Below are 25,641 nucleotides of genomic sequence, written 5' to 3'. Positions count from 1 at the left end.
CCAATAACAACTAACCAATAACAACTAACCAATAACAACTAACCAATAACAACTAACCAATAACAACTAACCAATAACAACTAACCAATAATTAATAACTGATTACTAACTTCCTGGTTTGCAGACGTTGTAGTCTTCGTGCGACAAAACTTTTTGGGGAATTAAGAAAGTGCCGCAATCTTCACAAAGCATTCTGTAGTTGCGAGTTACAGGAATACTGATTATCAAACGGTTGTGACGCAGGCGTTTGCCGCCGAAATCTCTGTAATTCTTATTTTCGCCCAAAGCTGCTATAATTGCGCGGGCTTTAGTAACTACGTGGTCGGGCAGACCTCTGAGATCGATGATATCTCTAGCAAATGATGCTTCCCTCTCTTGTTTTTTGGTTTGTTTTTGTGTCAACACTTCAACGTAATGCTGCTGCGCCACCAACTCTTGCGTGCAGCGATGGCACGCTTTACCATATCCTTTGTGACCGCACGGAAAAATTCTTTTTCTTTTAGCCATAAAGCAGCGGTATAGGGTTTGACCCACGCCCCTGAATGCTGCTACCCTACCAGTGATGCTTCCGGCATCGAGGCAGTTCTACAAGACGCAAAATCTATTCCCTTGCATAAATTTAATAGGTTGTAACTTTACTTGATCCAATACCTTTGAACTGTGGTTCGGCTAATAACCTCTATATTTTTTAAAATTTTGTGGCTGTATTGTATTATCATTTACTCGGTTTCTGTTGTGCGGGGCTGATGGCGCTCAATCTGGCGGGGTGCGGACAAACAAAGCAAGACGTGCAGAATTTACCTCTCAGTCTGGCTCCATTGCCTCAAGACCCCTTGTTGCAAGTATACTTCAATCAGTCGATCGCTTCGAGTTATACAGAGCCTTACCGCCAGCAAACTAGACCTGGGGATGATTTAGAAAACTTGATCGCTGTGGCCGTAGCCAGTGCGGGATCGACGGTAGATGTAGCGGTTCAGGAGTTTCGCTTGCCCGGTATTGCGAGGGTTTTGGCCGATCGACAGCGATCGGGAATTAAAGTGAGATTAATTGTCGAACATATCTATAGTCGCCCTTGGAGCGATTTTACAGCTCAGGAGTTAGCGAAATTACCGGAAAGAGAGCGCGATCGTTATAACGAATTTGTGCAACTTGCCGATCGCAATAAAGACGGTAAATTAAGCGCCGATGAAATCAAGCAAAATGATGCTTTGGTAATTGTCAAGGATGCGGGTATTCCTGTAATTGACGATACTGCTGACGGCAGTAAAGGCAGCGATTTGATGCACCACAAATTTGTGGTAATTGACGGCAAAACCGTAATCGTCACTTCTGCTAATTTTACCACAAGCGATATACATGGCGATTTCAAGATACCAGCAAGTCGCGGCAATGCGAACAATTTGCTAAAAATTGAAAATGCTCAATTAGCGCAACTATTTACTCAAGAATTTAACATCATGTGGGGCGACGGGCCCAAAGGCAAACCGGACAGCAAGTTTGGCATCAAAAAGCCGTTTCGTCAAGTGCAAAAAGTAAGATTAGGGAATGCGACAGTTGCGGTGCAATTTTCGCCGACTTCCCAGACTTTGCCTTGGGAAAAAAGCGTTAACAGTTTGATAAATCGAACTTTGGGTAGTGCGAAAAAGTCGGTTGATTTGGCACTGTTTGTATTTTCGGCTCAGCGGTTGTCAAATACTTTGGAAATTGAAGCTAGCCGGGGAGTTGCGGTGCGAGCTTTAATTGACTCTAATTTTATTTATCGCTCTTACAGTGAAGGGTTGGATATGATGGGGGCGACTTTGATGCAAGATTGCGGGTTAGAAACTGACAATCGCCCTTGGAGAAAGCCGCTGACTACGGTGGGAGTGCCGCTGTTACCAATGGGCGATCGCCTGCACCACAAATTCGGCGTTGTGGACGGCAAAACGGTGCTTACAGGTTCTCACAACTGGAGTGAGGCTGCAAATCACGGAAATGACGAGACGCTGCTGGCGATCGAGAGTCCCATAGTTGCAGCCCATTTTGAGCGGGAGTTCGATCGGCTTTACAAAGGTGCAACCTTGGGAATTCCCGCCCGAATCAAACAGAGAATTGACGCTAAGAAAAAAGAGTGCGATTCACTACAAGCAGCATCAAAATCTGGGAGTGCTAAACCTCAAATTGCTGCGGGAAAAAAGTTAGTTAATTTGAATGCAGCGAGTCAGGAAGAATTAGAAACTTTGCCTGGGGTTGGCCCCAAGTTAGCCGAGAGAATTATTGCAGCGCGGCAACAGCAACCTTTTACCTCTTTGGACGACGTGGCGCGGGTTCAGGGCATTGGGGACAAGCTTTTAGAGAGATGGCGCGATCGAGTAACTTGGTAGTTAAGTTCGTACTCCTGAGATGTTGCACCATTCTCAATTACTTGTTTAGGAACAGGCAAGATGCCTGTTCCACAAAGAGTAAATTTTCTTGTGGAACAGGCATCTTGCCTGTTCTTGACAATAGTGCAACATCTCAGTAATCAGGACTTCATTCCTGACTCGACAAAGTTCACAGTCAGAACTTTCGTCATTCCTTTCGCAACTCAGTATCCAAGACTCAAGTCCTCACTAGAAACCTATTGGAGCTACTTTGACAACATATCTGCTCTCAAGTTAAAATAACTCCTAAACAAAATGCTATCTATTCACATTAGAGGTAGAGAGACATGAAACACGCCAGATTTATTACGGGGAGGCCACAAATCAAATTCCTAGCTATTTTGGTGGGGGCTTTTTTTTTGGTGCTAGCAGCTTTCACAGTTAGCGCCCAGCAGACGAGCGAAGCACAATTTAGGGTCAAAAACGAAAACGCTTTTAATATTAATTTAATTCAATTTAAGCGCACTGAATATGTAGGCCCCTGTGCCGGTACTGTCTTCTCCCCTGATTCGCAAAGCGCTCGATTTGTCTCCAGCAAAACTCCTCCCGGCCCTAACAGGAGGGTGGTGATTAGAAATGTGACTGATGGCATGGAAACTAACCCCTATCCTTACACAGACCGAGGTTACAACAAAGGTGAGTTTTCCGAGGATTTTGGATTTAAGTTGGGTAACAGTCACAAAACAAGAACTTTTTCGGTTTTAGAGGGAGAAAATAAGTTTCTTTATGAAATTAAAGAAAATGACCAAGTTATAGAACAGGGTGCGCTTACGGCTGAAGTTTCTATACAAAACTTAGGTACTTTTCCCCGTCAACAAATTTGTCAAGATCAGGTAGAATGTCGGGATACTTCTGATTGTCGCGATCGTAAAGGCAGAAAAAGAAGTTGCAGACAAGAGTGTTTTCCTGTTCAACAATGTCGCTGTCCCTAACTACTTTCTGTCCAAAAATTATTTTATTTAATTAAGGCCAGAAGACAAAGAGGAATAACAAACCAGAAACAAGATAAGTTATTACTCGTTACCAGGCTGTGCCTGGTAACGCATATCCGGAGGCTCTGCCTCCAATTTTCATGGGAGCAAACGAGGCAGAGCCTCTAGACATCGGTTCCCAGGCACAGCCTAGGAACCAGTTAATTGCCCCTCCAATAAAATTGTTGGTTCAAGTAATTGGGTGAAAGTAAAATGCTGCTCCTAACACGATGTATGTTGCTAAAAGCAGCACTCCTTCGAGCCAATTAGAGCGGCCGTCAAGACTAATTAGATTGGCAATTGTCACTGCGATGGCAACTGCAACTACTTCAAACGGATTGAAGTTTAAATCCATCGGCTGATGAATCACTAATCCGATAATCACCAACACCGGCGCTACCAGCAAAGCAACTAGCAAACTCGAACCCATTGCGACAGAAACTGACAAATCCATATTGTTTTTCATCGCAACTCCCACCGCAGTTACATATTCGGCCGCGCCGCCAACAATCGGCAATAGAATTACCCCTGTAAACAGCGGCGTCAATCCCAATCCTTTGGTAGTTTCTTCGACAACACCCACAAAAATTTCTGATTCAAACGCAACAGCAACAGTTGAGGCAACTAGCACTCCTATCCACAGCCACAAATTCGGTTTGTGCGTAGTAGATTCCTCTTTGGTATTTTGAGGGTTTTCTGACTCTAGTTCTAGTAGCCCAACATCGTAAAGATAGCTGTGCGTTTTTAATGAAAATAGGAGAGTTAGAGCGTAAACTGCAATTAGGACGATCGCAGTTATTAAGGAAAGATTTTGAATGGCTGCGGGTTCGACTCCATTGGATGTGTAAATTACCATTGTCGGCAGCAGGATGGCAATCACTGCTAGAGTCATTGTGGAACCGTTCACCCGCGCGATTATTGGCTTAAATTCCTGTTCTTTGTAGCGGATTCCTCCTAACAGCATGGAAAATCCCATGACTAAGAGCAAGTTGCTGATAATTGTACCGGTTATGCTGGCTTTCACAATGTCAATTAAGCCAGCTTTCAGGGCAACTATGGCAATAATTAATTCCGTAGCATTGCCGAAGACTGCATTTAATAAGCCACCTATGGAGGGGCCTGTAACGATCGCCACTTCTTCTGTTGCTGTGCTCAACCAAATCGCCAGAGGTATAATGCCTAAAGCGGATGTGATGAAAACTGCAAGGGAACCCCAGTGCAAATACTCAGCGGCGATGGAAATGGGGATAAAAATTAACAGCGCTATGGAAAGAATTTTTTTGATTGACATAGGAACTCGGATGGTGTACGGAAGGGTGAGGTCGAGTTGTCGGGGCGATCGCAAATTTGATTTTACACTATTCAACTATTCTCTGACTGTTCGGGTGGCGAGTGCGATCGATAAATTGGGAATTTTTAACCGCAAATGCACCCAGATCGAGGCAGATTGAATATAATAGAATTATATCGACATCGGTGAAAAGATATGTCTCAATCTGTAGTGCCAGTTGTTGAATCAAAGCAAATTGATACTTCACCCACCTTGACCTTTGAAGAATACCGATTTTATCAAACTGATTCCGATCTACAATATGAACTGTACAAAGGCAAATTAATTCCGATGCCAACCGCAACAGTTTTACATATCAAAATTTGCGAATATTTAGTTTACCAATTGCAGCGTTACCTAGCTGAACACAATCTTGACTTAGTAGCAAAAACAGGCCTGGGAGTAAGAACAGAAGAAGATATCTCTCGGATTCCTGATGTAGTTGTTTGCACTCAAAGTCTTTTGGAACAAGCTGCTGCTAGACCAGGTTCTGGTATCCTCGATTTTGAGGAAAAGCCCCTGTTAGTCATAGAGGTAGTGAGTCAAAATCGGCGCGCCGATTATGTGGTTAAACGAGCTGAGTACGAACTAGCTAACGTACCTGAATATGTAATTGTTGACCCTACACCTAACAAAGAACTGGTGCGAGTTTTAGCCTTTCCTGAAGGTGAAGACATCTATACACAAACAGATTTTGTGCCGGGCCAACAAATGGTGTCTGTAGTATTTCCTAATCTGACATTATCAGTGAATGAAATACTGTCTCCGCCATTAGTTGAAGGGTTGATTAAAGCAGAACAAGCTCGGTTCCAGGAACTTGAGCAGCAAGCTGCGGTGGAGCGCCAACGGGCTGATGAGCAGGGCCAACGGGCGGAAAGATTGGCGGCGAGGTTGCGAGAATTAGGAGTAGATCCCGATCGCATTTAGGAGCTGGGATTACCCACAAGTCAGGAGTTAATTGTTATTAGTTATATCCAATCTGTTAGGAGCGGAATTATTCAGATATCTATGCTCTTCATCTGCGTGAATCCGCGTTCATCCATTGTCATCTGCGGTTGCAAAATTATCTTTTTTTAACCGCAGATACAGGCAGATCAACATAGATTAACGCAGATGAGTTAGATATATCGATCGCGCTTGATACTGTGCAGCTATTCAACCCAACGCACCCGCACAAAATGAGCTTCGCGTCCCCAGAAGTCGTGACTTACAGTAATATCAACCACACTCAAATTAAACGGAATGGCAGTGGTGACGTACCGCTGAGCCAGAGCTCCCACATCAGGGGCTAACTGAGCCGCAGCCGCAGCCGCTGCACCCAAACCTAAAAGTTGTAGAATCGGCCCGCGAGGCAGGGCTAAATTGACGCCAACAGCAAGTCCTGCCGTTAGCAGCATTGCCACCGACAAATTCGTGCCACAGCGGGGATGTACAGCTAAATCCCACTCTCCGCTTGCAATCCGCTGCAAAGCCTCGCGCACTGCCTGACGCAACTGTGCAATGTTAACGTGGCCATAAAGATAAAACCCTTGGTCTGTGGACATCCCGCCCAATAACTCATTATCGGCTCTTGCTGTCGTCGCACCAAACGATTGACTTAGTACCCAAACCGTAGCGTGTTCCAAAGCATGAACTTGGCGCAAAGTCAAGACTTCCTTCAAACCGGGCACAAAATTGAGTTGTCGCAACAAATCAGCATCTTGAGTCCGCTGCGGGGCAAAGTCGAAGGGAAACTGGCCAGTGCAGCCGGAAGCAGAAGCAGTAGTTGTCATATCAAAACGCCTCCATTAACTCCATTAAGTGGATATTTAACATTAGCAATTCGGTTGAGAAAAAGCCGGTCATAAATTATCAATAGTTTTGACTTTAAAACCTAGCAATGGCAGGTTTTGTGCAAAAAATATTAGCCCTCAACCTGCCCTTACTAATAGATCGCACTTATTCCCAGTTTATTGCTCTTGCCGCTGGCCGTCGCGGAATACTCCCGGAATTCGCCGGCCTCTGGTATCGATAATTGTGCCTTTGCCGTGAGGCAATCCCTTGCGTAACTCTCCCTGATAGCGGATACCGTTGGAGAACGAACAGTTACCCCGGCCATCAAGTTCTTGAGTATAGAACTGTCCCGAACACCGACTGCCGTCAGCGCGGGTGAACGATCCCGTACCTAAAGGCTTGCCCCCTAAAAATTGACCCACAAAGCGATCGCCATTAGCAAAAATGAATTGGCCTTGTCCCGTGGGTACGCCTACTTTTTGATCGAGAGAAAACGACCCTATATAGCGATCGCCATTAGTAAAAATAGCGGTCCCGGAACTAACTTTGCCATCTCGGAATATGCCCTCCACGCGGGCGTCGTCCTTAAATATAAATTGTCCTCGACCATTTGGTTTGCCCAGACGGAACTGCCCCTCATAGCGATCGCCGTTGGAATATATGTATACCCCAGTGCCACTGGGCAAACCGTTAACGAACTGTCCGATGTAGCTATCACCGCTGTCATAATCGCACCTAACTCTACCTGTAGCGATAGCTGGCACGCAGCGGCCGGTTTTAGCTTCTGTTCCTTGCGCCATTAAGGGCAAGGGATAAGTTGCGTAACTACCAATTCCCAACACTGATGCAACTAATAAAGCGATTCCACTGGTCCAAGAACGGGAAATCATCAATCAACTTTCTCCTATGCGCTGTTAGATATTATCTTCTTCTGTCCTTTGTCTTTTGTCCCATTTGTTGTCAAAAGTTGGCTGAAAACCTCAATCATTTATCCTTTACGAAACTCCGGGCTTGCCGTTGCGAAATACCCCCGGAAAGCGCCTACCGCTAGCATCGATCATCGTCCCGACACCGTGAGGCACTCCCTTTCTCAATTCTCCTTCATAGCGCGTACCGTTGGGAAAAGTGCAGGTGACACTAGCGTCTAGTTCTTGATTAAAAAACCTGCCAGAACAGCGAGTGCCGTCTTTGCGTACTAATACCCCTGGGCCAAAGGGGGAACCTGCAAAGAATTGTCCTTCATAGCGATCGCCATTGGTATAAAAAAATTGACCCCGCCCTGATGGTTGACTGCTAATGACATCAGTCTGAACGTTCCTGACGACTGCGAAGTTTCCGACATAGCGCTCGCCGTTGGCGAAAATGACCGTCCCAGATCTCATTGTGCCGTCTTGGAACACGCCTGTGTAGCGGGCATCATCTTTAAAAATGAATGTCCCTCTACCATTTGGCACTCCATTCCGAAAATTTCCTTCGTAGCGATCGCCATTAGCGTACACGTAGACTCCACTGCCATCGGGCAGGCCGTTGACGAAGTTTCCCTCGTAGTTATCGCCTCCCTCGTAATTGCATTTCACTCTCCCCGTTGGAGGGTTTCCTTGGCAGAAGGGAGAGCGTTTTCCTTCTTCTGGTTTTGGATCAGGTGTTGCTTGAGCCATTGATGGCTGGGGATTCAAGAGATTAGTGGCGCTGCCGATAGAAGAAGCAACTAATATCACCATCCCTAATTTTTGAATTGAACCGAGCATGATAAATCTCCTTTAACTTCAATTACTAATAGGGATTTTCTAGAAGCTAATACTCGCTGAAAAGTCCTCTATTTTTTAATCCCTTTACTAATTTTACCTTCAGGTTCGAGATCTGCCCTAAATGCAAAAAGGCAAAAACTCTAAGTTTTGCCTTTAGCATTTTTCCTGCTTTACTGTCAATTTTCAGCGTCGCGCTGAGCTATTCGGATTTGGGAGACGGCTAATAACTGCATTGGCGGGTTGTGGTTGGGGACTTGCGGGTTTTTCGCCAACACCTTTGGCTACCTCAACGCCGTTTTCCTCCAGAATCACGATCGGATCTGCTCCTTGCTTGATATCGACTCGCTTCACCAACACTTGCCCGTTAGACAGCCGCTGCCCGACTTTGACATATCGACTTGTTGGTTCATTCGGTACTTTGACAATCACTTGCGTCTCGTTCCCGACTTTTACCACCCCGCTGACTTCAGTGCCTGTAGCGAGGTCAGTAGAAGGCGGTGGCGGAACTACTGGGATGACGGGAGGAGGCGGCGGATTTGGGTCTACCCACTGGGGCGGGCGCTTGTCTACTGGCAGTTCTGGGAGATCCGGCACTCCTATGGGTCTCGCTGCTATTGGTTGGGGCGGGCGCGGGGGTGCTGGAGGGCGAGGCTGCCGATTCCGCGTATCTTGCGGTCTACCTCCTGTTGGCCCAGTAGTTCCAGGGGGACTGGTGCCAGGACCTCTTACTACCCTGGCATTCGGGTCTCTCCATTGGGGCGGGCGCTTGTCTACTGGCAGTTCCGGCAGATCCGGCACTCCTATGGGTCTGGCTGCAATGGGTTCGAGTCCAGGCGGGGGTCTACGAGTAGGACCTAACTGAGGAGCATCTAGCCCCGGAACTATGGGCGGCAAGCCAATTTGTCCCCCGGTGCCTCCGGGTAAGGAACGATTTCTGCCACCGCCACCGCCATTTAACTGAGGAGGAGTTCCCCCTGGTGGAACTATGGGACGCGAGTCAATTTGCGCCCCTGAACCATCGGGAAGTAAATTTCCCGATCCATCTCGTATTTGCTGAGTGCGTCCTCCACGGTCCGTGCGTGGCCTGGGGATAACTGTCTGATTAGGCCTGTTAAGTGGGGGGGGAGCCAATAACTCTGGAAGTTCGGGTAGCACGGCAACTTGTCGCTGTGGCAGTTTGGGGAGTTCGGAGGTAGTCCCACCCGCTCCGTTGGCTCCTGGAGGGATTTGTAATACGATCGGCGGCAGCGGCCCAAAGGGGTCTACCTGAGAAGGATTGGCTGTCACAGGGCCTTGGGGCACTGGCTGAAGCGGAAGCGTTGGATTCCTGTCCTTTTTGTCGCCGATATTTGTTTGAGCCTGTCTTGCTCGTTCGTCTGGGTTGGTCGATCGAATTAACCCAGGAGGCTGAGCCGCTACTACTGGGGACGGGAAAGCCTGAGCTGCTGGGGTAGGGCTGGCAGAGGCGGTCGGGGATGGAGAGGCTGCACTGGGGCTGGGGCTGGGGCTAGCTGTGTTGCTGGCCTCGTCGCCACCGCATCCTCCGATCGAGAAAGCTAGTAGTCCTATAGTCGCAAAATATAAAAGTTTGTGCATTGCCGATCGCCCCCAAATGCTTAATTTCAAGATCTCCAACAAGGCTGTGCAATTACAGCCTGTTGCCGTTTATAAGTTTATCTGTGTTCGATGTTATGCGATCGCTTGAAAATTGCCAAGTTTTCCTCATGATCTGATCAGGAGCTTCGGGCGCTGGGTTTTCTGGAGCGGGTTAGGATATCAGTGGCGGTCGTTGTGGGAAATATTGAATTAATTAAGGTATTTAGATAATGGCAAAAGTGATTCTCAAGCGGATTTGGCGATCGGGCTTTGTTTTTGCAACCGTTTTGGTGGGTGTGGGAGCGGTGGGAGGCGGCGAGGTGCATTCTGATTCACATCAGCCAGAAACCCAGGTGATGACATTGGTGCCCGATGTGAGTTTCCAGCAGGTCGTGAAGCGGAGCTATCCCGTTCCCCGTAGGGGTTCCCGAAGGGTAGGGAATCGCACTATAACGGGATCGGGATTCACAACTGACAAATTGTACTCTCAGTTTTGGAACCCATCCAACCCTGGTGCCAAACCCCCAGCCAATCAACCGGCTAAGCCACGGGGGAATCCACAGGTATTTCAAGCTAAAATCAAGCGTCGCGCAGGCGGGACGCCGGTGATTGATGTGGTATTTAACGGCAATAAGACTTTTGAAATGATTCTCGATACCGGGGCAAGTGGCACTTTGATTTCTCAGCGGATGGCTACTGCACTGGGAGTGAGGCCGGTGCGTACCATCAGAGCGGGGATCGCTGACGGTAGCGTTGTCGAGTTCCCGATCGGTCTGGTGCGATCGATTCGAGTTGGGGGTGCTGTGATCCAAAATGTCGAAGTGGCGATCGCGAAACAAATGCCTATAGGTCTGCTCGGTCACGATTTCTTTGGCAATTATGATGTCAAAATTAAAAAAGATGTTGTAGAATTTTATGTCCGTTGAGAGTGAGCGGATTCGGAAACCGATTTTTGCTCAGCAGGTTTAAAGTTATTCCCAGCCCAGTCAAAGCTGTTTAATCTATTCCTTAAGGTAGTAGTCAAAGTTTGCCATCTGTGGTAATCTTCTTAGTGTTTCAATAGCAACCTACCGTTGAACAATTCGTGAAAATGCGGCGGCAAAAGCAGGGTCGCTGTTGGTGAGATAGGTAACAGCCTCCGACTGTGCATTTACAGTACAGGGCAAGGCAATCAATTAAACAATTCCCAAAGCAGGTCGAAATTAGTTCCCAAAATGCTGTGGCTGAGGGAGTTTTGGTTGGCATTGTTCAGCCGGAGCTTAGAAAATATGTAAACTGATTAGCGGCAGATGTTCCGCAAAATCGGAAATCATGACGATCGAGAAATTAATTATTGTAAATAAGGTATTCACATGGCACAAGCGTCTGTATCTCCTGTAGTGCTGATTATTCTAGACGGCTGGGGTTATCGTGAAGAAAAAGACGGAAATGCGATCGCCGCTGCGAAAACACCCGTGATGGACAGTCTCTGGGCCGCTTATCCCAGAACTCTGATTAAAACATCGGGTCGGGCGGTAGGGCTGCCAGACGGGCAAATGGGCAATTCAGAGGTTGGTCACTTGAATCTGGGCGCGGGGCGCGTGGTTCCTCAAGAGTTGGTGCGGATCTCGGATGCAGTGGAAGATGGTTCTTTGCTTAACAATCAAGCGCTGGTTAGGCTTTGCGAGAAAGTCCGCGCCACGGGCGGCAAGTTGCACCTAACTGGTCTTTGTTCTGAAGGTGGGGTTCATTCCCATCTCAGTCATATTAAGGGTTTGCTGCAATTAGCAAAGGCACAGGGAATTTCTGATGTTTGCATTCACGCGATTACAGACGGCCGTGATACTACTCCGAAAGAAGGTGTCGAAGCTTTAGGCAAGATTGAAAGTTATATCGCAGAGGTAGGGGTTGGTCGGATTGCGACCATTAGCGGCCGCTACTACGCGATGGACAGGGACAAGCGCTGGGATCGGGTGCAGCGCGCTTACGAGGTGATGACGACTGAGGGTGCGCCTGACGGTCGATCGGCTGTGGATGTGTTGCAGGCCTCTTATGCTGAAGGAGTGACCGACGAGTTTGCTGTTCCGACTCGGATTGCTCCGGGGGCGGTGGCATCCGGCGATGGGCTAATTTTCTTCAATTTTCGCCCGGACAGGGCTAGAGAATTGACTCAGGCTTTTGTATCTCCAGATTTTAAGGGGTTTGAACGGCAGTTAATTGATCCCCTGGCGTTTGCGACTTTTACTCAGTACGACCCGAAACTCTCGGTAATGGTGGCTTTTGAACCGCAGAATTTGAACAATATTCTGGGCGAGGTGATTTCTAAGCACGGTTTGCAGCAGTTGCGGACGGCGGAAACTGAAAAGTACGCTCATGTGACTTATTTTTTTAATGGGGGTCTGGAAGAGCCTTTTATCGGGGAACACCGGGAGTTGGTGCAGAGCCCGATGGTGGGGACTTACGATGAGGCACCCCAGATGTCGGCGGAGTTGGTGACGGATGGGGTGGTGACGGCTTTGGAAAAAGGCATCTATTCGTTTGTGGTGATTAACTACGCTAACCCGGATATGGTTGGTCATACGGGGATGATGGATGCGACGATAATTGCGATCGAAACTGTGGATAAATGTTTGGGGCGGCTGTTGAGCGCCATTAGTAAAGCTGGGGGAACGGCAATTATTATTGCTGACCACGGCAATGCTGAGCAGATGTTTGACGAGGACGGGAATCCCTGGACGGCTCACACTACTAACCCGGTGCCGTTTATTCTGGTAGAAGGCGAAGGTCGGAAGATTCCGGGTCACGGAACGGATGTTCCTCTGAGGGCGGATGGTTGTTTGGCGGATATTGCGCCGACGATTCTGGAGCTGTTGAGGTTGCCTCAGCCCCCGGAGATGACGGGACGTTCTATGATTCGATCGGCTGAGTTTGAAGTTCGTGCCAATCGCACTCCGGTGCGAGTCCGATTGTAGGAGGGACGCAGCAGTAGGGACAAAGGCGTTTTGCACTGGTGTCAACTTAAGCTGTCATCCGCCCAGCCCTCCCGCCCATCCGGTAGTCCGCCAGGGAATGAATTCCCTGTCTAATAGCGAAAGTCCTCTCAAGAGGACTAATGAGTTTAACAATTCGGCGTTTCTGAATTGGGGTATGAAATTTGTAGGGGCAATCCCCCCGTGGTTGCCCCACCGCTGACAGCGTAAGCTTAGAATTACCCCATCAGGCAAAATCATACTTGGATTCAGCAGCATCAAAAATTCTTCTTTTCAGTCCTCTTAAGAGGACTTTCGCTTTGAGGCAGGGAATTCATTCCCTGGCGGACTGGCGGACTAACAGCTTAATTCGACAACAATGGGTACGATGCTGTGCGCCTAACCGAGTTTGCGGGCGATCGACCAAATTTGATATGATAATAAATTACCGATTACTAATTACCAATTCCCCCCGATTATGAATATTGTTGCTGTGTTACAAGTTATCTGGTCTTTGTCTGCTTTAGGACTTGTGATTTTTGTGTTGCTGCACAGTCCTAAAGGCGATGGTATTGGAGGGATTGGCGGACAAGCTCAATTGTTTACCAGCGCCAAGAGTGCAGAAACAAGTCTGAACCGGATTACTTGGGGTCTGTCTATTGTTTTTATGGGTTTGACTGTGATTTTGAGTGCTGGTTGGTTGACGCCTAAGTTATAAGATTCGGATTTTTAACCACATGAGTTCACGGGCGAGACGCCCGTGCCACATGAGTTCACGGGCGAGACGCCCGTGCCACATTAACATTAGCTCACGGGCGAGACGCCCGTGCCACCTAAATAAATATTGTGGGGAGTAGGGGTTGGGCTTCTAGCCCGCCCTAAAGATGAAATTTAAGTGCGGTTGCAAAAATGCGGTTGGGGAAAGTGACATTAAAACCTCGATTGCTGGCTGTCTTGGGATTGGCTTTATGTTGTTTTAGCCTAATAATTTTTACTCAGGTTAATACTCCGGCGGCGACTGTTTCTTCTCTCCCGAATAGTTTTCCGCCTTCATATCCTTTCCGACTGCATCGGAATAACAAAATCGAGTCAACAGTTAACACTCAACCATTGAGTTTTTCCACCCAGAGCCAACAGTCAACAGTCAACAGTCAACAGTCAACAATCATTCCGGTGCAACCGGAAGTGATATCACAGGTTCATCCTTTGCCACCAACGCTAGCAAATTGGCAAGATTCCACGGATAGCGGTGATTATTTTGACCAGGTTAAGCCACCGAATTTCGGTCATTTGTTGTGGTCTAAGTTTCCGATTCAGGTTTATGTTGAGCGTCCAGTTGATGCTAATAAGTCTGAAGAATGGGTGGCGGCTGTGTTGGATGTGGTGCGGGAATGGGGGGTTTATTTGCCTTTGGCAGTGGTGGATAGTTCGGAGGTGGCTGATATTAGGATTTTACGTCGGGCTCCGCCTTTGCGTCAAGGGGTTTTACGATCGCGTTCTGGAGAGGCTACCTATGAATTGTATGCCCGTCGCGATGGGGATAAAACTGTGTTATCTCATCGGTTTTCGGTTTATTTGAATCCGACTCAAGTCGGTAAGTATATTCCGGCGACGGCGCGGCACGAGTTGGGTCACGCTTTGGGAATTTGGGGCCACAGTTTGATGGAAACTGATGTGCTTTATTTTTCTCATGTGAGAAATCCTCCGCCTATTTCGGCTAGGGATGTCAATACTTTGAAGCGCGTTTATGAACAGCCGACTCGGTTGGGGTGGTAATATTAGTTTTGATATGTAAAATCGTGTCAGTAAAAAGATGAAAGATGAAGCTTTTGGCATTGTGCCAGTTTTTGCGACTGAAACTGATATTTTGTTTTTATTGATTCAACATCAAGCGGGACATTGGGCGTTTCCTAAAGGTCACGCGAATCAGGGAGAATCGGCCCTAGAAACGGCGAAGCGGGAGTTTGAGGAAGAAACTGGCATCCGCGATTGTGAAGTGCTTGAGGAGCCTAGTTTTGTGGAACGTTATTCCTTTGTTAAGGAAGGGAAGCCTAGTTCTGTGCAACATTATTCCTCTGCGAAGGAAGGAGAATCAATCGAAAAGACTGTTACTTACTTTTTAGCTTTTGTAAATTCAATGGAAGTTCAGTTGCAAGTAGAGGAAGTTCAAAATTCGGCTTGGAGTTCATTTGAGGATGCAGTTAAGCTGATTACTTTTGATGGGAATCGGCAAGTTTTAAGGGAAGTAAAAGCCTTTTTGGACGCGAGGAAAGAGTGTTAACGAGTGTTGGATACACACACTTGTTTATGTAGGATGTGCATTGTTCACTTTACGCTATAAGTAGCCTGTTAAAGCACTTTTTGGGTTCGCGAGTGTTAATATCTAGTCCGGTTATACGATCGCAATTAAGTTTGTAGTAAGGACTTTAGTGCTTAGTGACTGCAAGCTTTAAGAGAGAGCTCCATTCCTTACTACAAACAAATTATTTGGTTAGATACCCAACTTCTTCAATAAGTCGGGTATCTAGGTATTCGGTGTGATTATTTGTTGATTTTCTGCGCTTCTGCGTGGTGTTGCAAGCGAGAGAAAACGTTGTAGGCATCGGGGCCGGGATTGTCATGTTCGACTGCGCCGTCGATGGGGCCGTCGATGGCTTTCCAAGCAGGAATTCCGCCTTGTAGTTCGGCTACTTTTCTAAAGCCTGCTGCGCGGAGAAGATTGGCAGCTTCGGCGGTTTGTTGGTCGTTTTCGCCGTAGATGTAGATGTCGCGGATGGGTTCTAAACTGGATTGCGCGCGATCGACTAATTCGTCTATTGGCATCGGTACGGCGCCGGTAATGTGGCTTTTGGCGAAGGTTTCAAAGTCACGGGCGTCGATGATTGTGAGTCCGGGTTCGCCCCAATCTAAACGGGCTTTGAGGTCGTGGCTAGATGCTTGAGCTTTTAAACCGGGAGGGGTGGGAGTAAAGTCGGGAAGTTTTTCTTTGATGTTGGAAATTTGGTCGGGAATAGTTTTCATGGGTAAACAGTTGTTGAATGTTTTGATTGCCACTGCAATGTAACAAGATGCTTAAGTTGAATTCGTCTTTCTAAAGGCAGAATCGAGCATTGAACTAAAGTCGCAGTTACGCTGGTTTGCTGGTTATTAGCTGCGGTTGGGATCGCTACATTTGTTGAGGTTGCTAGAGCGTAGCGAGCTGTGCTTAAAATTGTTTCGATCGCATTTGGTGCAGAGATTTTGAACTGCGATCGCTCGTTTGATTCGCTATTTTATCAAACAATCACATTTTAGTCAATGCCTATTATTTTTAAATTAACTTTGCATAAGTTGTGCGTAGCCTCGCGCGGATTTTTGCGGAAAAGTTTAAATGTTTGCCAGCAAGGTTTCTGGTAAAATTTAAAAGTAAAAACAAGTATTTAAAGGTATGGATATGTCTGAGAAAAGTGAAATTGCGGTGCCTATAACTTTGACACCGGAAGAGCAAGCGGTGTGGGATGCGAAGGCGAAAGTTCGGGTACTGCTGAATTTGTGGGATTTGGGCGGTGGGAAGATGATGGTGAAAAAGGGGGATTTGACTAAGCGGATTGTTCGCACTAATGAGACGAGTCAGAGATATCTGGGAGTGCTCGGTGAGTTGCAGGCGACAGGGGCGATCGAGTATTCGCTGGTAAATCGGGTGACGCTGGTGGAATTGACGGCGAAGGGGAAAGAAGTTTTAGCGCAGGGGCTCAAAAGTCGGGATTCTTTGTTTGAGTTTGATGGTTCTCAAATTGGTACTCGGCTGGGAAATTCTTTGTTGAAGTGGATTCGGCATCAGGATGGTGCGGCAAGTGTTGCGGTTGAGAAAGGGAAGGGGGATGTAGGGACGATCGCATCCTATGACGATTTTAAGGTTGTGGCGATCGATGTGTATGACAGCTTGAACCGCGATTATAACTTAGACGATTTAGTGCCGATTTATCGGATGCGTCGGGCGATCGGGGAAAGGGTAGGGCGATCTCAGTTCAATGAGTGGCTGTTGGAAATGCAGGCTAATGACATTTTCCAGCTTATAGGTGGTGAGATGACAGACATCACGCTCGATAAGACAGAAGATTCTATCAAGACTAAACTTGGCGGAATGCGCTACTACGCCAAACGCACAAGTTCCGCCAATTGACTTCAATACTTTTTTAGTTCTTTACCTCACACACATTACCATGACTAACTCTCCTGTTTCCTCACTTGAAGAAATTCATGCTGCTCTGCTCGATCTAAACCCATTTGCTAAACATCCTTATCTTAATGCTGGTGATGTTTGGGGCAAAGAATTCTTTGATGTTGAATCTATAAATTTCCATGCTTCTGATGCAGTATTTCAAGCATTAGAGTGCATTCATAAACGTCAATACTCAACAACTTCTATTGCTATAACAGCTCAAGATGGAACAGGTAAAACCCACATTATTAGTCGCATTCGCCATCGATTGCAATCTCAAGGCGGAGGATTGTTTGTGTACGCCAACAAATATGGCGATCTGCGACTAATCAAGCAAGAATTTCAGCGAATTTTAGCTGAAAGTTTGGGGAAAATGGGCTGGCAAGGCGTGACACAGTGGCAAGAACTAGCCACAGCAATGGTTAATCATGGCTTAAAAGCTGCTAAAGCAGAGGCTAAAGTTTTTTCGTCTCAAGAGTTAGTAAAAAAGTTTGAAAAAGGCAGTTCAAAACAAGTCAATAAATGGGTGAAAGATCTGACAAGAGCATTTATAAAAGCTAAAAAAGTTAGCGACCCTGATATTGTCAAAGCAATATTTTGGACCCTATCAGATGAGGAATCACTTTATGCAATAAAATGGTTAGAAGGTCAAGAATTAGCTAACTACAAATCCAATGAACTGGAATTACCCAGCCAGCGACAATCTTTTGATGCAGTTTTGCAAATGTTAGATTTGATTAGCGAGTATAACCAGCTTGTCATTTGTTTTGATGAGTTAGACGCGAGTGAGGCATACGATGATATTAGCGGTTTGCATATCAGCCAAATCGTTGCTGGACTCATAAAAGATTTATTGCAAAATCTCAGTCGCGGTGTGATTCTGAGCGTCATGATGCCCGATTCATGGAGCAATAAAATTAAGCAGCTACCCGGTGGGGTGTACAATAAGGTTTCGACTCATGGAAATCCAATTGACTTAAAGTACATGAATCGGGAATCTATTATTGATTTAGTTGTTTGTTGGTTAAAAAAGTATTACGAACTGCGAAATTTAGTTCCTCCTACTCCTGTGTATCCATTTACAGAAAGCCAACTCAGCGAGATTGGTGAGGGAAGAGAAACTATCCGACAGGTTTTGAAATGGTGTCAAGATAACTGTCATCCTCCTATTCTGACTGATAGGGAAGAGTCAAAGGAAAAAGAACTTTTAGATCCAGTTGAAATTGCTTTTACCAAAGAGTTAGATGAAGATCTTGGAGATTATTTAGAACAGACCTACCTGCTTGCTGATGCTCTTTTATTCGGCTTCCAGACCTTGATTGGCCAAATAGTGGAAAGGGTAAGCGTTCAACAAGTTACAGAGAAAGTCACGCGAAAAGGAGGCAAAAATGATTACATCAATTTTAAGGTTATTGGGAAGGAAAACGGCAAAGATATCAGTATCGGAGTGGCAGTGCTTCAGTATGCTGGTGGCAAAGCCTTGGGCGCTGGATTAAAAAGATTAAATGACTATGAAACCTTTGGTATGACTCGCGGTTGCTTGGTTCGTTCCACCACCAAAAAAATTAGTACATACTTAGAGACAACTTATCTTGAACCGCTAATTAGACAAAAAGGCGGTGAATTTGTGCCACTGAAAGAAGAGGAAATCAGACCGCTGATAGCTATTCGGGCTGTTCATAAGAAGCGGGAAGTAGACTATAGGGTGAGTGAAGCGGAAATTTTCCAATTTATTGCCCAGAAAGGTGCCGATAAAATGCTGGGAGTTAGCAACCCGTTAATTAAAGAGATTCTTAGCGATCCCTCTTATGAGGTTCCGGTCGATATGATTGAAGATGAACCTGTAACTGCAGAAGAATTTATGTTTTCTGATTTATCAGAAGAAGAAGAAACAGATGAGGCGATTGACAATTTGCTCACTGAGTTTAATTAACACTGCAAAAACTATTTACTTCATATTGGCACAAATACTCTCATGTCGCTAGTCAACCTTGACAGGGCTATCCGTTTGCCGGCCCCAGATGTAACTGGTTTAATCCAAGGGCGAACTATCGCAGCCCTAGTTTGGCGAATGTTTAATCCGGGAGAACAATATGCACTTTATCCTGGTATAATTTCAGGTAATCTGCCTTGCGATCACTTTTATCGATCGCATTTTTTGCCGATTGCTCAAAAGGCACTTGCTCAGTTAAATTCAGATAAAGTTTCGATCAAAGCTTGGGCTAAGTGCGAATTGTGCCAAATGGTGAATGAGCCTGAATCATTAGAGGCTTTGTCGCTGTTAACAGTCTGGAAAACAGAGGCATTACAGCAAATTCTCCAGCAGCGTCCTTTTATTTTTGTAGCTTACCTGCGGGTTTATTTGCTACCTCAGCCGCTGGAAATGCCAGTGCATCCCAGCGGCAATTTTGTTTCTTTGCCAAAATCTCTAACTGTTACTGATTCAACGCCTGTGTTGAGCGAGTCTATCTTTGCCAAACGCCGTCAAAAGCTGGAAAAACTAGAGCCGCCAGAACATCCAGAATTGGAAGAGTTGCAAAGTGCATTAGTGCATTTATCCACCACCAACCCAAAAGCCAAACAACTAGACGCAGAAATCAAAATGTTTCTCGGCTGGAGTAGCGATAAGCCTGTAAAACCCATCAAACCGGATTTATCTTGGATAAAGACTATAGCAGCTTTAGGAAATCGCAGCATAGAACTAGAAGAAAAAAAAAGCAACTATCAAGCAGGCACAGATTTTGAGAATATCACACGTCAAAGCCTTGAATTTTTAGGATTCAAGATTGAAAATGCCTACAAAGGCGGTGCTGGTGGTTTAGATTTATTTTGTTCCAAACCATATCCCTTAGTTGGTGAGTGTAAAGCGGGTAGGCTTATCCCTAGTCGAACTGCTGAGGAATTGATTAAACTAGGAGGAATGCACTTAGGTGCGGATAAAATTTTAGGATATACCAAGTTAGTGATTGGCCCTGGCAATCCTTCGGCGGATATGTTGAAATCAGCACAACAATGGAAAGTTAGTATTATCAATGCCATGACTTTACAGAAGCTAGTTGAGTTAAAAGCTAAATATCCAGGTGCTGTCAACTTAGTTGAACTCAAGCCCTATCTAGAAATGGGGCGGCAAATTGACGACAGAATTAATGATTATATTCAGAAAGTTGAAAGAGAAATTAGGCTGCGATCGCAAATTATACAAGCAGTGAAACAACTTTGCTCAGATAGCGACTTTACCACGGTTGTGGAGATTAAAGTTCAATACAATGCTAGATTTGCCGCCACTGATTCTAAGCTGACAAACGAATCAGTAAAGGATTTGACTATAGAACTTTCTTCACCGCTGACTGGTTACTTAGGGCGAATTAAAGGAGACAATGGGCAAAGCGATCGCTTTTATTTCCTGCGCGACTTGCCGCTAGATGATTGAGATACGTCAAGGGCGATTCCCTGCGAGATAGCTTCGCTCGCGCGTACTTCATCCAATTTCCTAAACAGCATCAGGATCTACGCCCAACTCCCGTAACCTCGCCGCCAACCTTTCAGCACGCTGTTCGACTGTTTGTAGTTGCTGCAATTGAGTTTGTTCTGCCTTAATTAACCCTTCTACCAATGGCGGGTTTAGTATTTCATCCACCGATAAAACCAGATCGGGAAATACTACAGACACAATTTCCTCACCAGGTAAGAAATCTGTATACGTGTAACCCTCTTCACCTTCAATCAATGCAAAAAGCCGGATTTTTTGCTTGCCCCTTTTAGGGTCAACAAGGCAATATTCTGGCACATTCGCTAATTCGTACTCTCCGCGTTTAATCACGTAATCTTCGCGACGATTTTCGCTGACTACTTCTACCACTAACAGCGGCTTTTCATCAAATTCGAGGATACCTGCACCGGGTCTAGCAGCAGCTTGTTCCAAAAGACTTTGAGTGCAGACAACTACATCGGGAATCCGAGATTTATCTTCATCTGTTCTCACTCCCAGACCTGTTTTTACTACTAAGTCGAGATTGTGTTCAGCTAGGTAACGCTGCAATTGGTAAACTAAATATTCGCAAATTTTGATATGTAAAATTGTGGCTGTTGGCATCGGGATTAATTTGCCTTTGTACAGTTCATATTTTACATCAGATTCTCCTTGATAAACTCGGTATTCTTCAAAGGTTAAAGTCGGAGAAGTATCAATTTGCTTGTCTGGTAAAACTGGGGCGATCGATTGAGACATAGGTTTTGGTATGAGTTTACTTTGATGCAATTCCTATTGTAGATCGGATTACCATTTCGGCGATCGCCTCAACAAGGCTGTAGCTGCCTCACTGTCGAGAGGTTTAGAGAAAAAGTATCCCTGACCGTACTCGCAGCCGATCGACCGCAGTTGAGCCAATTGGACGGCGGTTTCGACACCTTCTGCCACTACCTCCATCCCCAAACTGCGGGCCAGCATGACGATCGCCCGCACAATTTCCAAATTTTCACCCGTTTCCCCAATGCGACTGACAAAAGAGCGATCGACCTTCAAAATATTAATCGGGAACCTGTGCAAATAACTCAGAGACGAATAACCAGTGCCAAAATCATCAATGCACAAATCAATCCCCAAGTCTCTCAACTGCGAAAGCATCGCCGCCGCCGCTTCCCCATCTTCCATCACCACAGTCTCAGTAATCTCCAACTTCAAACAGCGAGCATCAACACCCGTTTCCTGCAAAACTTGCTTAATTTGCTCGATAGATTCCGGTTCCGCAAACTGCCTCCCGGAAAGATTTACTGCTACAGTCAGCCGCGAATTTCCCACAGGTAAATTCAAACTCTGCCACTGAATAATTTGGCGACAGCTTTCGTTCAAAACCCACAAACCCAAAGGCATAATTAACCCAGTTTCCTCCGCCATCGCAATAAATTCCATCGGGGAAACTAAACCCCGTTCCGGGTGCAGCCAGCGCACCAGCGCCTCAAATCCGATAACTGAACCAGTTTTCAAACTAACGATCGGCTGATAATAAACAGTAAAAGGACATTCCAATTTTAAAGCAGTCACTTGCGACTTCGGACGCTCCAATCTCCGATCAATTTCACTAATCGGCGAGTTTTCTGCCGCCGTCCCACAGGCGAAATCCACTATCGAATATTTCAAATTTAGTTCTTCAACCGACTCCCGCAAATCATGTTCCAAGTGCATCAAAGCCACAGCTTGAGTGTGCATCGCACGGGTAAAAACTTCGTAGCGAGCTTTACCGAGAGCTTTCGCGCGGTACATCGCAATATCAGCATCGCGCAAAATATCTCCCGGCCACTGATATTTGTCGGTACTCAAAGCAATGCCGATGCTAGCAGTAATTAAAACTTTATTACCTTCCAAATAAAGCGGTCGTTCGATCGTTTTGAGAATTGCCTTTGCTTGGGCGATCGCCTCATCAACACCTTTAATTTCCTCAAGCAAAATCACAAACTCATCTCCCCCTAGACGAGCCACCGTATCCCCTGGCCGCAAACAAGTCAAGAGACGGCGAGCCACAGCCACCAACAGTCGATCGCCCGTGCGGTGTCCCTGACTGTCATTAATCACCTTAAACCTGTCCAAATCCAGAAACAGCACCGCAAACTGCTCGCTCGGATGCCGTTGGGCGCGGGCAAAAGCTTGCCCCAACCTGTCAGTCAACAAAGCACGGTTAGGCAACTCCGTCAGCGCATCGTGCAAAGCATCGTGCAACAATTGTTCTTCAGCCATTTTGCGCTCAGTCACGTCGTGACAGTTGACCACAATTCCCCGCACCGAAGGTTCGTTGAGCAAATTCGTCGCCACCGCTTCCAACACGCACCACGAACCGTCCTTGTGCTGCACTCGGTATTCCGCCATTCCCAGGCTAACTCTGGGCCTTTGCATGATACCTTTGAACACTTGATCCACTATCAGCAATTCGTCAGGGTGAATCAAGTCAAAGATAGACCGGCCGAGCACTTCCGCCGTCGGGTAGCCCAAAATCCGCTCTAGGGAAGGAGATACATAGCGGCAAAAGCCTTTCTCGTCGAGAATCACAATAATGTCTCTAGCATTTTCAATCAACGATCGAAAGCGCTTCTCGCTTTGTCGCAGCTCTTGTTCCGTGCGCTTCTGGTCGGTAATATCGGTATTCATGTAAATCAGACCGACAATTTTCCCTGTGCGGTCTTTAATAGCATCTGCCCGCAGCAAAACTTGCAAAGTTTGACCGCTTTTAGTGCAGTTGGTAATTTCACCAAACCAAGAATAACCTTGGGCGATCGTGTCGAGTACCTCCTGGGCGACTGCGGGGTCAGCAAAAACTGCCGATATACCTCCGGCTAGTTTAAATTCCTCTGCCGTGTCCCATTCAAATAGCTGAGAAAACGCTTGATTTTGATAGATGTGAGTGCCGTTCGCATCGCTGATGCCGATCGCGTCACTCGAACTTTCCACCGCCTTGCGAGTCAGCACCAGAGCTTCTTCTGCCCGCTTGCGCTCGGTAATGTCAATCCCTACCAGACAAGCTGCTTTGCCCTCATCGTACTTTTGAGCCACAATCAAATAGTATCCCTCGGACTGTCCCTCGTCGGTTTGTACCTTAACGCTGAGTTCTTTAACCGCTTCGGTAGCGTCACCGGCAAAAAACTCCACCACAAAAGAGTTAAAATCCGAGCTAGCGCCCAGAAAACCAATATCTTGACCAACAAAAGCCGAAGGCGGCAAACCATGCAGTTTGGCTAAGTGCTGGTTAACCCCCAAATAGCGCAAATCCGAGCTAATCCAAGATACTGTTCCCGGAACTGCTTCCAAAATCGTTTGCAGTTGGTCGTTCGCTTGCTGCAATGCTTGCTGCACTTCACATATTGGTTCCGCCAAGTCAGACTGAACTCCTACAAAGTGAGTCAAATTAGCGTTGTCGTCTCGCACGGGAGATAGCGATAATTTTGTCCAAAAAGGAGTGCCGTCTTTGCGGTAATTTTTGATTGGTGTCTGGATTTCTCGACCTTGGCGCAAGGCCTCGCGGATTTTAGCTACAGTATTTCGATCGGTATCGGGGCCTTGCAAAAATCGGCAATTGCGCCCCAAGATTTCACTGGCGCAGTAACCTGTCATCCGTTCAAAGGCCGGATTGCAATAAATTATGGGACAATCGGGTGCATTGGCGTCAGCAATGACAATGCCGCTGCTAGTAGCTGCCAAGGCTCGATCGCGCAGCCACAGGGCTTCTGACGCAGTATGGCGATCGCCGATCCCCCCCACTTCACCTAAATTAGAAATTGACTGGTTCTCCCGATCTCCCATCAGCCGAACTTTCAAGCAAACCTTTACAATTTCCGAGTTGTTTCTTACTCTAACGTTTTTCAGGACTCGCGCAACGTAAATTGTATCTTCGCATTTAAGTAAGCGGGATTTCACGTTAGTTGTTAGTTGTATTTTGTACCCTTGCTGTTGGGCATTTAAAAAAGCACATCTTCACTTCCGCAGTGACAAACCCTCAATTCTTCCCCCCCTCAGACTCTCTCCCCCTCTCCCCTTCTCCCCTTCTCCCCGCGTCGTGGCAATCACGATCCGCAGCAGCTTATTTAGAAGGAGTTGCGGCTTGAGAAGTCGGCGGCGCAATATTAATTAATGGCAAGGTTCCGCCTCCTCCCATTACTGTCGGAAACTGGCCGTTCCATTTTTCAATTGCTTGCTGCTGCAAAATTTCGGCTGTTAATGTTTGCCGCTGCAAGCGTTGAGCTTCAGCTTTACCTTTAGCACGATTAATTTCAGCTTGAGCATCTTGGGTGGCTTTTTGAACTGTAAATTCTGCTTGTTTAGCTTCTTGTTCGGCTATTTGTTTGGATTCGATGGCTTTGCTAAATTCTGGAGAAAAGCCAAAATTTATTAACGAAACATCTCTGACGATGACGCCGTAAGGTTCCAAACGCTTTTTGAGGCTGTTGTCGATTTCTGTTTTGAGTTCGTTGCGCTTAGTGATAATTTCTTCGGCGGTTTTTTTAGAAGTTGCTGCTTTAAGAACTTCCGAAATAGCCGGACTCAAAATGCTGGCAACAATTTGTTCTTCGTCTCCTATTTGTTGGTAAATTTGATTTACTTTTGCGGGGTCAACATTCCAGTTAACTGCCAAATCTGTCGTAATGCTTTGCAAATCTTTGGATGCTGCATCTGCTTTTAAATCTGTTTTTTGTACCCGCACGCTGAGAGTTTTTACAGAGGTGACGATCGGTAAAATCGGGTGGATGCCTTCATCTAAAATCGCGTCTTGAACTTTCCCGAAGCGCATCATAACGCCGCGTTCCCCTGGGCCGACGAGGGCAAAAGGTCTTAAAATTAAGGCGGCGATGATGAAGACGATGCCACCGACTAAGTAGAGAGCTAGGTTGTACTGAACACTTTGCATGGTTTTCATATGTTGATTCACCTATGTTGTGTTAATTGATGTTAGTTTTCTCTTCGGTATTATCTAAGATTATAACTTCAGGTTAATGGTGCAACAACTCATAAATTATTTTATTTTTTTTCATAAAAGTCATATAGTTGTGAGGGTCTGGGAACCTCTTAGCTCGATGAGTGGGGAGGTACAATGGCACTTGTAGCTGGGTGAGATTATTATTGATGAATAAATGTTGCAATTATCTTGACAAAGAGGATTTTGTTAGATATAGCAGAAGTAAATAGATAG

Annotated in this window: 22 protein-coding genes; 12 read left to right on the top strand and 10 right to left on the bottom strand. The window is 46.2% G+C overall.

Going from position 1 to position 25,641, the window contains the following annotated elements; all coding sequences use genetic code 11:
- Window positions 1-105: 105 nt before the first annotated feature.
- Entirely contained in the window at window positions 106-507 is a 402-nt protein-coding gene (locus QUA83_RS18050) for a DUF7682 family zinc-binding protein (protein WP_333072821.1), read from the bottom strand.
- A gap of 191 nt (window positions 508-698) precedes the next feature.
- Here QUA83_RS18050 and QUA83_RS18045 point away from each other — a divergent pair, with 191 nt between their 5' ends.
- Window positions 699-2,363 (top strand): DUF655 domain-containing protein, encoded by a 1,665-nt coding sequence (locus tag QUA83_RS18045; RefSeq protein WP_333294881.1) that lies wholly within the window; start codon window positions 699-701, stop codon window positions 2,361-2,363.
- Window positions 2,364-2,689: 326 nt separating this feature from the next.
- Window positions 2,690-3,334 (top strand): hypothetical protein, encoded by a 645-nt coding sequence (locus QUA83_RS18040; RefSeq protein WP_333294880.1) that lies wholly within the window; start codon window positions 2,690-2,692, stop codon window positions 3,332-3,334.
- A gap of 229 nt (window positions 3,335-3,563) precedes the next feature.
- Here QUA83_RS18040 and cax read toward each other — a convergent pair whose 3' ends face one another.
- On the bottom strand, window positions 3,564-4,664 hold the full coding sequence (cax, locus tag QUA83_RS18035) for a calcium/proton exchanger (RefSeq protein WP_333041818.1): 1,101 nt from the start codon (window positions 4,662-4,664) through the stop codon (window positions 3,564-3,566).
- On the opposite strand from cax, the gene QUA83_RS18030 reads away from it, so the two are divergent.
- Entirely contained in the window at window positions 4,654-4,824 is a 171-nt protein-coding gene (locus QUA83_RS18030; protein ID WP_333294879.1) for a hypothetical protein, read from the top strand. The two genes, cax and QUA83_RS18030, sit on opposite strands and share 11 nt — an antisense overlap.
- 35 nt (window positions 4,825-4,859) lie before the next feature.
- Window positions 4,860-5,630 carry a Uma2 family endonuclease gene (locus tag QUA83_RS18025; protein WP_333294878.1) on the top strand — a complete coding sequence of 257 codons (771 nt, stop codon included), beginning with the start codon at window positions 4,860-4,862 and terminating at the stop codon, window positions 5,628-5,630.
- Between the two features lie 224 nt (window positions 5,631-5,854).
- Here the strand turns inward: QUA83_RS18025 and QUA83_RS18020 are convergent, their stop codons facing one another.
- From QUA83_RS18020 to QUA83_RS18005, 4 genes are all read right to left on the bottom strand, one after another.
- Entirely contained in the window at window positions 5,855-6,475 is a 621-nt protein-coding gene (locus QUA83_RS18020) for a DUF6391 domain-containing protein (protein WP_333294876.1), read from the bottom strand.
- A gap of 177 nt (window positions 6,476-6,652) precedes the next feature.
- The gene (locus tag QUA83_RS18015; protein ID WP_333294875.1) at window positions 6,653-7,366 is read right to left on the bottom strand and encodes an MORN motif-containing protein; all 714 of its coding nucleotides are present in this window, start codon (window positions 7,364-7,366) and stop codon (window positions 6,653-6,655) included.
- Window positions 7,367-7,471: 105 nt separating this feature from the next.
- Entirely contained in the window at window positions 7,472-8,224 is a 753-nt protein-coding gene (locus tag QUA83_RS18010) for an MORN motif-containing protein (RefSeq protein ID WP_333294873.1), read from the bottom strand.
- 183 nt (window positions 8,225-8,407) lie between these two features.
- Window positions 8,408-9,850, bottom strand: a complete 1,443-nt coding sequence (locus tag QUA83_RS18005) for a hypothetical protein (RefSeq protein ID WP_333294871.1) — start codon at window positions 9,848-9,850, stop codon at window positions 8,408-8,410.
- 200 nt (window positions 9,851-10,050) lie between these two features.
- Here QUA83_RS18005 and QUA83_RS18000 point away from each other — a divergent pair, with 200 nt between their 5' ends.
- The 5 genes from QUA83_RS18000 to QUA83_RS17980 all read left to right on the top strand — a co-directional run bounded on the left by QUA83_RS18000 (window position 10,051) and on the right by QUA83_RS17980 (window position 15,049).
- Window positions 10,051-10,746, top strand: a complete 696-nt coding sequence (locus tag QUA83_RS18000; RefSeq protein WP_333294869.1) for a retropepsin-like aspartic protease — start codon at window positions 10,051-10,053, stop codon at window positions 10,744-10,746.
- A 426-nt stretch (window positions 10,747-11,172) separates the two neighbouring features.
- On the top strand, window positions 11,173-12,771 hold the full coding sequence (gene gpmI / locus QUA83_RS17995) for a 2,3-bisphosphoglycerate-independent phosphoglycerate mutase (RefSeq protein WP_333294868.1): 1,599 nt from the start codon (window positions 11,173-11,175) through the stop codon (window positions 12,769-12,771).
- Between the two features lie 475 nt (window positions 12,772-13,246).
- Window positions 13,247-13,486 carry a preprotein translocase subunit SecG gene (gene secG, locus QUA83_RS17990; protein WP_333156560.1) on the top strand — a complete coding sequence of 80 codons (240 nt, stop codon included), beginning with the start codon at window positions 13,247-13,249 and terminating at the stop codon, window positions 13,484-13,486.
- 206 nt (window positions 13,487-13,692) lie between these two features.
- Window positions 13,693-14,544 carry a peptidase gene (locus tag QUA83_RS17985; protein WP_445301787.1) on the top strand — a complete coding sequence of 284 codons (852 nt, stop codon included), beginning with the start codon at window positions 13,693-13,695 and terminating at the stop codon, window positions 14,542-14,544.
- 37 nt (window positions 14,545-14,581) lie between these two features.
- On the top strand, window positions 14,582-15,049 hold the full coding sequence (locus QUA83_RS17980; RefSeq protein ID WP_333294865.1) for an NUDIX domain-containing protein: 468 nt from the start codon (window positions 14,582-14,584) through the stop codon (window positions 15,047-15,049).
- A 260-nt stretch (window positions 15,050-15,309) separates the two neighbouring features.
- Here the strand turns inward: QUA83_RS17980 and QUA83_RS17975 are convergent, their stop codons facing one another.
- A complete protein-coding gene (locus QUA83_RS17975; RefSeq protein ID WP_333294864.1) occupies window positions 15,310-15,789 on the bottom strand; it encodes a rhodanese-like domain-containing protein in 480 nt (159 codons plus the stop codon).
- 412 nt (window positions 15,790-16,201) lie between these two features.
- On the opposite strand from QUA83_RS17975, the gene QUA83_RS17970 reads away from it, so the two are divergent.
- The 3 genes from QUA83_RS17970 to QUA83_RS17960 are packed head-to-tail and all read left to right on the top strand — an operon-like array spanning window position 16,202 to window position 20,399.
- Window positions 16,202-16,930 (top strand): hypothetical protein, encoded by a 729-nt coding sequence (locus QUA83_RS17970; RefSeq protein ID WP_333294863.1) that lies wholly within the window; start codon window positions 16,202-16,204, stop codon window positions 16,928-16,930.
- Between the two features lie 40 nt (window positions 16,931-16,970).
- The gene (locus tag QUA83_RS17965) at window positions 16,971-18,902 is read left to right on the top strand and encodes an ATP-binding protein (protein ID WP_333294862.1); all 1,932 of its coding nucleotides are present in this window, start codon (window positions 16,971-16,973) and stop codon (window positions 18,900-18,902) included.
- Between the two features lie 42 nt (window positions 18,903-18,944).
- Entirely contained in the window at window positions 18,945-20,399 is a 1,455-nt protein-coding gene (locus QUA83_RS17960; protein WP_333294860.1) for a DUF1802 family protein, read from the top strand.
- A gap of 60 nt (window positions 20,400-20,459) precedes the next feature.
- Here the strand turns inward: QUA83_RS17960 and QUA83_RS17955 are convergent, their stop codons facing one another.
- From QUA83_RS17955 to QUA83_RS17945, 3 genes are all read right to left on the bottom strand, one after another.
- Complete coding sequence (locus tag QUA83_RS17955) at window positions 20,460-21,197, bottom strand: Uma2 family endonuclease (protein WP_333294859.1); 738 nt, start codon at window positions 21,195-21,197, stop codon at window positions 20,460-20,462.
- A gap of 48 nt (window positions 21,198-21,245) precedes the next feature.
- Window positions 21,246-24,257: an EAL domain-containing protein gene (locus QUA83_RS17950; protein ID WP_333294858.1), complete on the bottom strand. Its 3,012-nt coding sequence runs from the start codon at window positions 24,255-24,257 to the stop codon at window positions 21,246-21,248.
- Between the two features lie 277 nt (window positions 24,258-24,534).
- Window positions 24,535-25,368: a prohibitin family protein gene (locus QUA83_RS17945; RefSeq protein ID WP_333294857.1), complete on the bottom strand. Its 834-nt coding sequence runs from the start codon at window positions 25,366-25,368 to the stop codon at window positions 24,535-24,537.
- Between the last annotated feature and the right edge of the window lie 273 nt (window positions 25,369-25,641).

This window comes from Microcoleus sp. K1-B1 (genome assembly GCF_036704705.1).
Classification (GTDB): Bacteria; Cyanobacteriota; Cyanobacteriia; order Cyanobacteriales; family Microcoleaceae; genus Microcoleus.
This window is presented reverse-complemented; position numbering and strand designations above follow the sequence as displayed.

Coding starts and splice junctions, on each gene's coding strand:
- secG (WP_333156560.1), top strand. CDS start 13,247: ATGAATATTGTTGCTGTGTTACAAGTTATCTGGTCTTTGTCTGCTTTA.
- QUA83_RS17975 (WP_333294864.1), bottom strand. CDS start 15,789: ATGAAAACTATTCCCGACCAAATTTCCAACATCAAAGAAAAACTTCCC.
- cax (WP_333041818.1), bottom strand. CDS start 4,664: ATGTCAATCAAAAAAATTCTTTCCATAGCGCTGTTAATTTTTATCCCC.
- QUA83_RS17980 (WP_333294865.1), top strand. CDS start 14,582: ATGAAAGATGAAGCTTTTGGCATTGTGCCAGTTTTTGCGACTGAAACT.
- QUA83_RS18050 (WP_333072821.1), bottom strand. CDS start 507: ATGGCTAAAAGAAAAAGAATTTTTCCGTGCGGTCACAAAGGATATGGT.
- gpmI (WP_333294868.1), top strand. CDS start 11,173: ATGGCACAAGCGTCTGTATCTCCTGTAGTGCTGATTATTCTAGACGGC.
- QUA83_RS18020 (WP_333294876.1), bottom strand. CDS start 6,475: ATGACAACTACTGCTTCTGCTTCCGGCTGCACTGGCCAGTTTCCCTTC.
- QUA83_RS18000 (WP_333294869.1), top strand. CDS start 10,051: ATGGCAAAAGTGATTCTCAAGCGGATTTGGCGATCGGGCTTTGTTTTT.
- QUA83_RS17950 (WP_333294858.1), bottom strand. CDS start 24,257: ATGGGAGATCGGGAGAACCAGTCAATTTCTAATTTAGGTGAAGTGGGG.
- QUA83_RS17965 (WP_333294862.1), top strand. CDS start 16,971: ATGACTAACTCTCCTGTTTCCTCACTTGAAGAAATTCATGCTGCTCTG.
- QUA83_RS17960 (WP_333294860.1), top strand. CDS start 18,945: ATGTCGCTAGTCAACCTTGACAGGGCTATCCGTTTGCCGGCCCCAGAT.
- QUA83_RS18010 (WP_333294873.1), bottom strand. CDS start 8,224: ATGCTCGGTTCAATTCAAAAATTAGGGATGGTGATATTAGTTGCTTCT.
- QUA83_RS17970 (WP_333294863.1), top strand. CDS start 16,202: ATGTCTGAGAAAAGTGAAATTGCGGTGCCTATAACTTTGACACCGGAA.
- QUA83_RS17945 (WP_333294857.1), bottom strand. CDS start 25,368: ATGAAAACCATGCAAAGTGTTCAGTACAACCTAGCTCTCTACTTAGTC.
- QUA83_RS18025 (WP_333294878.1), top strand. CDS start 4,860: ATGTCTCAATCTGTAGTGCCAGTTGTTGAATCAAAGCAAATTGATACT.
- QUA83_RS18015 (WP_333294875.1), bottom strand. CDS start 7,366: ATGATTTCCCGTTCTTGGACCAGTGGAATCGCTTTATTAGTTGCATCA.
- QUA83_RS18040 (WP_333294880.1), top strand. CDS start 2,690: ATGAAACACGCCAGATTTATTACGGGGAGGCCACAAATCAAATTCCTA.
- QUA83_RS17955 (WP_333294859.1), bottom strand. CDS start 21,197: ATGTCTCAATCGATCGCCCCAGTTTTACCAGACAAGCAAATTGATACT.